Annotated in this window: 5 protein-coding genes; 2 read left to right on the forward strand and 3 right to left on the reverse strand. The window is 68.7% G+C overall.

Annotation, left to right across the window (positions count from 1 at the left end; genetic code table 11):
* Positions 1-84 precede the first annotated feature (84 nt).
* From ACFQ9Z_RS36965 to ACFQ9Z_RS36975, 3 genes are all read right to left on the reverse strand, one after another.
* A complete protein-coding gene (locus ACFQ9Z_RS36965; RefSeq protein ID WP_383030539.1) occupies positions 85-3,741 on the reverse strand; it encodes a hypothetical protein in 3,657 nt (1,218 codons plus the stop codon).
* A gap of 108 nt (positions 3,742-3,849) precedes the next feature.
* A complete protein-coding gene (locus ACFQ9Z_RS36970) occupies positions 3,850-6,510 on the reverse strand; it encodes a Helicase associated domain protein (RefSeq protein ID WP_383030541.1) in 2,661 nt (886 codons plus the stop codon).
* The gene (locus tag ACFQ9Z_RS36975; protein WP_383030543.1) at positions 6,507-7,073 is read right to left on the reverse strand and encodes a hypothetical protein; all 567 of its coding nucleotides are present in this window, start codon (positions 7,071-7,073) and stop codon (positions 6,507-6,509) included. The genes ACFQ9Z_RS36970 and ACFQ9Z_RS36975 overlap by 4 nt, the downstream gene beginning before the upstream one ends.
* 124 nt (positions 7,074-7,197) lie before the next feature.
* On the opposite strand from ACFQ9Z_RS36975, the gene ACFQ9Z_RS36980 reads away from it, so the two are divergent.
* Both ACFQ9Z_RS36980 and ACFQ9Z_RS36985 read left to right on the forward strand, forming a co-directional pair.
* The gene (locus ACFQ9Z_RS36980; protein WP_383030545.1) at positions 7,198-7,668 is read left to right on the forward strand and encodes a hypothetical protein; all 471 of its coding nucleotides are present in this window, start codon (positions 7,198-7,200) and stop codon (positions 7,666-7,668) included.
* A gap of 223 nt (positions 7,669-7,891) precedes the next feature.
* Positions 7,892-8,083, forward strand: coding sequence for a hypothetical protein (locus tag ACFQ9Z_RS36985; RefSeq protein WP_383030548.1), 192 nt, complete (start codon positions 7,892-7,894; stop codon positions 8,081-8,083).
* The last annotated feature ends 439 nt before the right edge of the window (positions 8,084-8,522 follow it).

Below are 8,522 nucleotides of genomic sequence, written 5' to 3' on the forward strand. Positions count from 1 at the left end.
GCAGCCGCTTCGCCACGCCCGCTCCCGGCACCTGCGCTAGTGCTGCGTCCCCCAGCGTGGCTTCCAGCTGTGTCGCTGCTGGCCTCACCGGTCGGGGTGAGTCAGCACGGTGCGGGCCGCAGCGGCCTTGTCTTTCTCGTCAGTCAGCGCGAACAGGTTCATCAGCACACTCGCTGCGGTTATGTCCCCCAGCTCGTCCACGAGGGCTCGGTAGTACTGGGCGAGTGCGGCCCGCAGCGAGGCGTCACTGTCGGCGACGGCGTCCATACCCGTGCGCAGGCCCGTCAGAACGAACGGAAGCGAAGACGTCGTGACCCACGGCTGGGCGAGAATCTGCCAGATCAGGACCTGGAGGTTGCGCCGCCGGTGTGAGGGGAGCGTGGTAGCACGGTGAAGCCCAGCGTAGGCGGCGCTGAGCCAACCCGAGGCCTCCTGCGGCAGGATACCGATGACACGGGAAGCGGCATCGAGAGCGAAAGCCGATGCAGCCTGCGCATCCGACCAGGCGGCGGGCCGTGAGATGGCGACGGCCACCGCCTTCGCCTGCCAGCCGTCTGTCTGCGCCGCGACTCGGTAGAGGCCGGCAGAGAATGGGATGTCCACGAAGTGGTTCCGCAGCAGCTCGGCCTGGACAACCAGATTCTCCTCGGGCGTAAGCATGCCGCCGTTCACACAGGCGTCCAGAAGGGCCATGGTCCCGAACGCGGCCACGCCCTGTGTCCGTGCAACGGTGCGCAGGACCCGGTCGTCGCACCACAAAACGAGTGAGTGCTCCTTGGCGTAGTCGACAGCTGTCAACCATGCCGTTCCGCGCGCCCTCGTCAGCCGCGGCAGACTGCGCAGCTCAGGCCGTGACACCCGGGGGGTGGACTGCATGATCTGCACCAGGCGCCCTGTGGTGGACCGCAGGGCAGCCAGCTCATCCGGCGTGGAGAGCAGCACAGTGGCCTCGGTGCTGCGTTCGTCCCAGGCCAGGGTCATGTCGGACCGAAGGGCGATGGACTCCTTGGCGCGCAGTGCATCCGCCAGAAGCTGGTCGGTCGTCGTGACCGCCTGCAAGTGGCCGACAAGTTGCTCGGACACGCCTGGTTCCAGCAGGGCGAGCGTGGCGGCGGCACTGGTGTCGAGGACCGCCCGCCCGCTGAGCGCCGCCTGCACCGCTTCCGTCTCTGCCGGGTGGACGGGGATGTCGGCGGCGTACACAATCGGCCGTTCGGCAGTGCGGCGTATGCAGGTTTCAGCGTAGGTCCGTCCTGCGGCCAGCGACAGCAGTCCAACCGGCAGTTCGCCACCTGCGACCTTTTCGCGAACCTCCTTGGTGTGCTCATGGGCGCTGCGCAGTTCTTCGGTGAGATTTGCCAAGGGATTGTCCGGCGGTCCTACGGAGACTGCGCGGAAGACAGTGCTGGCAGGAAAGCGCTCCAGATAGCTTTCGGTGGCGGCCCGAAGCTGATCTGCGTCCCGCTGTGACAGCAGCCTCGTTGGTTCCGCCGCCCGCGAGTGCAGCGCGCCCAAAAGCCGGCCGAGGAGTTCCTCATCGTCCGGCCAGCGCTGCATCAATGCCAGGGCGCGGCCGGTAAAGTGCGCATCCTCGGAGAATGCAGCGCCCAGACCGATCCACAACAGGGCTTCGTCCCGACTGCGGGGCTCCACGGGCGTGCCCCGTTCGGTCAGGGTCTGCCAGGCCTGCTCGGGCATGGCCCGGGCCGCGTAGCACCGGACCAGCGCCCACCGGGCATCATCATCCAGCGGGTCGAGAGCAAGGAGCTGCAATGCGGCGTTCGTGGCCTGGTCCATGCGCCCGTCGGCCGACTCGACTTCGACGAGCAGGGCATACATGCGTCCCTGCCCCGCCCAGTCGGCCCCCGCCATCCTCAGTGCGGCCTCTGCGCATTCGCGGGTGGAGGCGTAGGCCCCGGACTGGCGGAACAGTCCTGCGGCCATGGCCATCAAACGGACATCACGCCAGTGATCTGCACCGTTCCGCAGGGTCTGGGCCGCCAGCTGAATGTCACCACCGCGGTGGTAGCGCTGAGCCAGCTTGAGAACGATCAGAGGGCTTCGGGTGACGTTGGCGCGCAGCACGGCCAATCCGTCGCCGGAACTGCCCTTGAGAGCCCGAGCAAGCAACTCGATCTCCGCGACCGCTTCAGGAAAAGAGGCCGCGAGGTGCTTCAGGTCCGGGAGCTCAGCACCCGCCTCGGCCAGGCCCATGGCTGCGATCAGCTGCTCCTGCTCAGATCGCGCAGCCTCCCACACTCGCAGCCACAGCCTCCTCACCTGAGTGTTCTCCGTGTCACCGCCCCGGCGTACCTCTACGATCAACGCCGTGATGTGCGCCTTGGCGAACGAATCGGTCATCCCCTCCAGCAACTGCTCTGCTTTCTGCTCTCGGCCAGAGAGGGCAGCAACGAGAGCGGTCTGCTCGTACAGCCTGTCGTCGGCCGCCTCACGGGGCAGGGCGTCACCCTCCGGCGGTGGCTGGGCCAGGCTCCACGCCATCGCCAAGTCTCCAGACAGCACGGCCGCCTGCACGGCCAGAACGGCCGCTTCGGTGCTGTCCCCATACCAGGCGCGGCGGCTGTTCCTGGCCCGGACTGACACCGTCAGGGCCTCCTGAGCATCAGCCAGCCGGGTTGGAGTACGGCCATGCACGGCGTGCTGCAACAGAGCCGCGGCCAAGCGGACGGAGATGCCCGTGAACGTTCCATCCCGGTTGGCCGCCCGAAGCAGTGCCAGTGCCTCGCCCTCCCGGCCTGCCCGCGTCAATGCCTCGGCCTCAAGCTGGACACGCAGAGACCCGGCCAACGCGTTGTGCGGCTCCCACCGGGTCAATTGCCGCAGGCACCCGGCCCAATCCTCGTCGAGGAAGTCACGCAGCGCACTCAGCAGCGGCGATGCTATGTCCTGGTGCATGTCGAGATACTGGCGTACCTCCTGATTTGTGCCGGACCCGGCCTGCAACGCCGCCCGGGCCATCAGGAGATCTCGGGGATGCCCGCCTTCGCGCAGGGACCCTTCGAAGAAGACCCGCGAAGCGCCTGGCTCGCCATAGTCGGACGCCACCTGACCAAGCCAGCCGAACGCCTGCGCCGGTGCCTGCTGCAGCCAGGTCGGATACTCGACGGCCCATCCCTGCAAGATGGCTCCACGTCCTGACTCCGTTTCCGTGAGCAGCCCTACTGCCGTCTCCACGGCCGGCCAGGCAGCACGCAGCCGCCGTGCCTCCTGCGACGACCACGGACTGAGGGTGCGCAGGGCAGCATCGAAGTCGCTACGGGCATCAAGACGGCCAAGCACGTCATCGCGGGAAGCGAGGACTGCCCCCCGGGTCTTGCCCCCGTCCTCGACCGCGGATTGCCGCCCCCACTCACCGATGAAGAGTGCTGCCTCTTGCGGCGAAACCGAGTGTACGTACTCCTCCATCACGATGCGCAGCACCCGCAGCGCATCCAGGCGGCGCTGCTCGGCATCACGGCCGGGAATCAAGTAGATCAGCCGCTGAGCGGCCTGTTCGAGGGAGGATTCAGTGCACTGCCGCAACTGTTGTGCAGTGTCCGCTCGCGACAGCCAGAGACGCAGCGACTTGGCGCTGACGGGCACCCCTGCTGCGGCCGCTCTCTTTGCCGCAGCACGCGCCACCCGCCGACCGCGAGTGAGCTTCTGGAGGAAGCTCATGCTGAGCCGGCTGGCCACTGGCCCGGCTGCCTTGGCCAGAACCGCAGGTGAAAGTGGATCCATGACGCCCTCCCCGCCCGTGTGTGCGGCCCCCTCGCAAGAGGACGGACACGCAGTGATCAAAACTACCGTCCTGGGCTGACAGTGCAGGCGAATCACCGTCGCGCCCGGCTACGCCCACCCAACGCCCAGCTCTCGCAGAGCCTGCACCTGCTCCGGGTTGAGTTTGTCGCGCCGCTGCTTGGTGTTGCTGTACCAGTTGCCGAGCTTGGTCTCGGTGCCGTCGGGCAAGGTCTCCACCGCCTTCCGGGGTACGGGCCGCTGGCCTTCCCGCTCCACCCACTGCGTGAGGGCCGCCAGTCCGCGTTGGAACGCCTGCTGTGCCTTGCTCCCGGCCTTCCCCGACCCTTTCGCTGCACCCTGGGCGGCCGGGGCCGGAGACGGTGCCTCCGCCGGTGTCACGCCCAGCTTGGTGAGCCGTCGCTGTTGCTCGGTGGAGAGCTGTGTCCAGGTGGCCGGCTGCTTCTGCCGCTGAAGCCATCGCCCCAGATCATCCCCGTCGAGGTGGACGCCGGGTGCGATGTCGGGGAGCCGGCCGCCTGGTTCGTCGGCGGCGAGGTCGGTGAGAACGCGGTAGTGGCGCTGCCAGTCCAGCGGCCACGGGCAGTTCCAGTCGGGGTCGATGGCCGTCAGCTGCTGGGCTCGTTCCGCTGCCCGGTCGGGGTTTTTGCCGAGGCCGTGGGGGCGGCGGAGGTTGGCGATGAGTTGTCCGATGGCGACGGGCTGGCCGTCGGGGTCGTCCCAGACGGCGTCCTGGCGGGGTGCGAGGTGGCCGGTGGCGCGCCGGTAGGAGCGCAGGGTGGCGAGTTTGTTCTCCCACGCTTGGTCGCCGGGCTCCCAGACCATGCCGGCTTCGGGGGCGTCGAGCAGCTCGACGCGGTGGGGGTCGAGCTCGCCACTCCGTAGCGCTTTGCGTTGCTGGTGGACCCACCTGCCCAGCGGGAACGCCTTCGTCACCCCCACCTGGGTCTCGACGTCGTAGGGCACGGCATACAGCCCGCTGATGCTGTTCTCCACCCGCCACCGCAGGAGGGCCTGGTAGCCCTCGAGCCACACCAGTGACTGCGGCCGGTAGACGCGAGTGCGCAGGAACGCGGCGATGGTGGCCGGGTCACGAGGGCTGGAGAACTGCAGCAGCTCCGACTCCGCCACACCGCTCTCCGCCTGCGGCCCTTCCGGGCCGGTGCCGGCAACGGCGCCGGTGATGATGTGCCCGGCGGCGTCCCGCCGGACGTGTGGCTTCCGCGTTCCTCGGGTGAGGGCGCGGTTGGCGAGTTGTTCGGTGAGGTGTTCGGAGTGGGAGCGCAGGGCTTGGAGGACGGCGATGAGGGGGGTGTAGGAGGCGCTGGCGATCATGTCGGTGGGGTCTTCGCCGGGTTGGAGGAAGACGGGCACGATGATCCGGGCGACCTTCGTGGTGCCGTCGAGGTTGGGGCGTAGTGCCCGGCCGATGTTCTGCACGATCTCGACCTGGGAGGTGCGGGTGTCGGCGAAGCAGACGGCCTCCACTCCCCGCTCGCCGCGGATGTCGACTCCTTCGCCGAGGACGCGGCAGCTGGCGAGGAACGCCCGGTGCACCCGCCGGCCCGCGGCGTCGATGCCGTTCGCGAACTGGCGCAGGACCTCGCGGCGTTCGGTGACGAGGTGGTCCCCGCACAGCCACGCCGCCCACACCCGGTCCGCGGGGACGTGCCGGCGAGCCTCCTCGACATCTCCGGGCACGGCGCCGAGCGGAGAGCGCGGCCGGTCGGCAGCTTCGCTCAGGGCGTGGGCGGTGACCTCGTCCGCATACAGGTCCGCAGCGGTCTGCGGCAGGTTGAGGGCGAAGGCTTCGGCCTCCTCGACCCGGCTGTGGAAGGTCATCATCGTCTTGATGTTGCGGGCACTGGCATGCTCCAAAAGGGCAGCCTGCAGCAACGCCAGGCGCCGACCACGCCGCGCCTCGTCGGACAGGCCGACAAAGTAGTCGGGGTCCTCGATCTCCAGGACGTCGATCTCGAACCCGGCGAGGGCACCTCGCTCGATGGCCTCGGCGAGAGCGAACTCGGCCAGCCACGGCCCGAAGGTGGGGGAGTCCTGCCCCATCGAACAGAGCTCCAGCTCACGCCCGTCCTTACCCCGCTGCGGCCGGGGAGGGGCCAGGATCCGGGGGGTAGCGGTCAGGTAGAGCCGGAAGTCCGCGGGGATACGTGTGTTGTCGTGGATCGCCGCCCACGCCCGACCAAGATCACCCGCCGTTGAGTGGGCCTCGTCGACGACCGCGAGATCGAACGGGGCCATCCGCTGCCCGTACAGCCGCTCCCCACCCGCCAGAGCAGCCTCCAACGGCCCTCGCATCGTCCCCCGGCCCGTCGGGTCGTCGAAGTCGTCACGGTCCACCAGGGAGGCGTACGTGGCGAACACGACCACCGGCCCCGACCCCGCCCACAACGCGAGCTGGATCGGGTTCGTCGTCGTCCGCACACCCAGCCCGTCCAGCACCGGGTCGCTCTCCAGCGAGCACACCGCCACCATCGCGTCCCGATGACCCACCGCCCGCCACGCCTGCGCGGTCTGCACAAGCAGGTCCAGGGTCGGCACCGTCACGAGGACCCGCCCGCCGGGGAAGCACTCCAGCGCGCATGCGGCCGCCGTGATCGTCTTCCCCGACCCGGTCGCCGACACAATCGTCCCCCGCACACCCTGCGCCGGCACCGAAGACCTTGCAGGAAATCCCACCCAATTCTGGAAAGCCGACTTCTGCCGTACCTGGTGTTCTCGGAGCTGAATCAAAAGAGCTCTCCAAACTCGGGAAGGACCTGCTCGACGGAAGCGATACGGCACCCGGCGCGCCGGTAGAGGCCGCCGTCCTTGCCGTGCACGGCCCAGGCCCGCTCGGCCGCCGCCTCGGCTGACGCAGCCATCAGATGAACGACGGCACCCGGTACGCCAGGGCGGGAGCGACCGGCGACAGTCCGGACGCCGATCCGGTAGACGCGGTGCCGCGAGATCTCAGGAGCCGCGACACCCGACCGCTCGGCCTCGGCCACGTCGGCCATCAGCCGCTGCAACCGCTGCTCTTCACAGCGGACAGCACGCGAGTCGAGCCAAGGCGCGTACACGGCCACCTGCCCCCTGTCCATGACAGCGGCGATCCGCTCCCACTGAACGCACCGCAGCTCCGCGATGAATAGCTCACTCAAGTGATGCGGTTCCGCAGGACCCACCTGTGCGCGCTTGACGCGTTCCTGCGCCAGGCGTACCTGCGCGGCCACCTCGTGCCGATCGAGTCCGGCGGCCCTCGCGATCACTCCGAGCCGGGCAAGCTCATGCGGAAGATACTCGTAGATCAACACACGATGCGGCTCTCTGCCAGGGGTCCCTCAATTACGCCAATGCTACATGCTGCATCACACTGAGATGCAGCGGTTAGCGGTGGACCCCTGCACGCACTGACCCAGGTCTCATAGGATCCCCGTCATGGACTGGGGACCGATCGTCAGCACGTCACTCGGTGCTGTCATCGGCATAGCCTCCACACTGGCGACGGATCAGATACGGACCAGGCGCGGCCGGGAAGACAAGGACCAGGTCGCACGGCAGCAGCTGTACGGCGATTACCTGGCCGCTCTCGCCAGGACGAGAAACCAGCTGCGGATGGCGGCCAGGCCGACTGGCTTGCCAGATGAAGAACGCCTCCGCAGAACTGCTGAGGCGTTCCACGAGGGGAACGCCTACGAACTGCGCTATCAGATCGCAGTGGTGGCGCCTAGGGAAGTCGTCGAGGCGTCGACTGCCGCGTTTCGGTCCCTGCGGGATCTAAGAGACCTCGTGGAGGCAGGAGCGCTCCATACCAGTGAGGACTACATACAAGCCCGGGACAGGTGGGAGCTGCTGCTGGCGGAGTTGCGGATCGCAATGCGACGCGACCTCGGCAGACAGGTCTTCTAGCCACCCGTCCCGCTGCTGGGCCGGCCACTCCCACCCAGCCTGACCAGCCCCCGCCGCCCCTGCAGCTGCACGGGCCGCAGGCCCGTTGGCCGACCCGCGAAGCGGGGCCGGCCTTTCGTGGCACGCAGCGCCACCCGGCGACCGGAGCGCAGCGAAGGCACCGCATGAGGGCGAAGCCCACGGGTACTCCGCACGCACCGCCGCCCACTCGACCAGGAGAGCCATGACCCACAACACTGAGAACACTCAAAGCAACCGGTTCTGCAAGGCCTGCGGCACGCCCGCCGAAGACGGGAAGCTGTGCAACCACTGCGGCGCGGTTCTCGACTTCCCCGACCAGGCCGGACTGATAGAGGATCAGGGAGCGGCAATCCGGCACGACTTCGAAGGCCGCACCGAACAGCAGCAGAGGTGACCTCGAAACGACTGTGGGCCGGCACGGCATCCCAGCAGGCCGTGCGGCAGCTCGGCCTGCTCCGCGCACCCACTCCCACCTGACGTGCGACCGGAAGAGAGAGACTGCCAGCGCCATCAGGCGGCACCCGGCTCAACGCAGGAGCCCCCGCCCTTGCTGCCGCCAGCCCGGGCCGCGCGGAGCGTGGCCCGTATGCCTCGCACGCAGTGCGAGGCATACGGTTCGCAGCGCAGCGGAGAACCGTTTCAGGGCCGGGCGAAGCCCGGCCCCGGCCGCGCAAGCGGCCCGCTCCTGGAGCGCAGCGCAAGGAGCGCCAACTCCACTGCGAAGCAGTGGAGTTGTGCGGGGAGCGAAGCGAGCCGCTCACGCTTCCGCGGAGCGGAAGCGCAACACCCGCGCGCAGCGCGGGTGTTCGCTTGCATCGCGCGCAGCGCGAGGG

This window comes from Streptomyces sp. NPDC056580, from assembly GCF_042793175.1.
GTDB lineage: Bacteria > Actinomycetota > Actinomycetes > Streptomycetales > Streptomycetaceae > Streptomyces.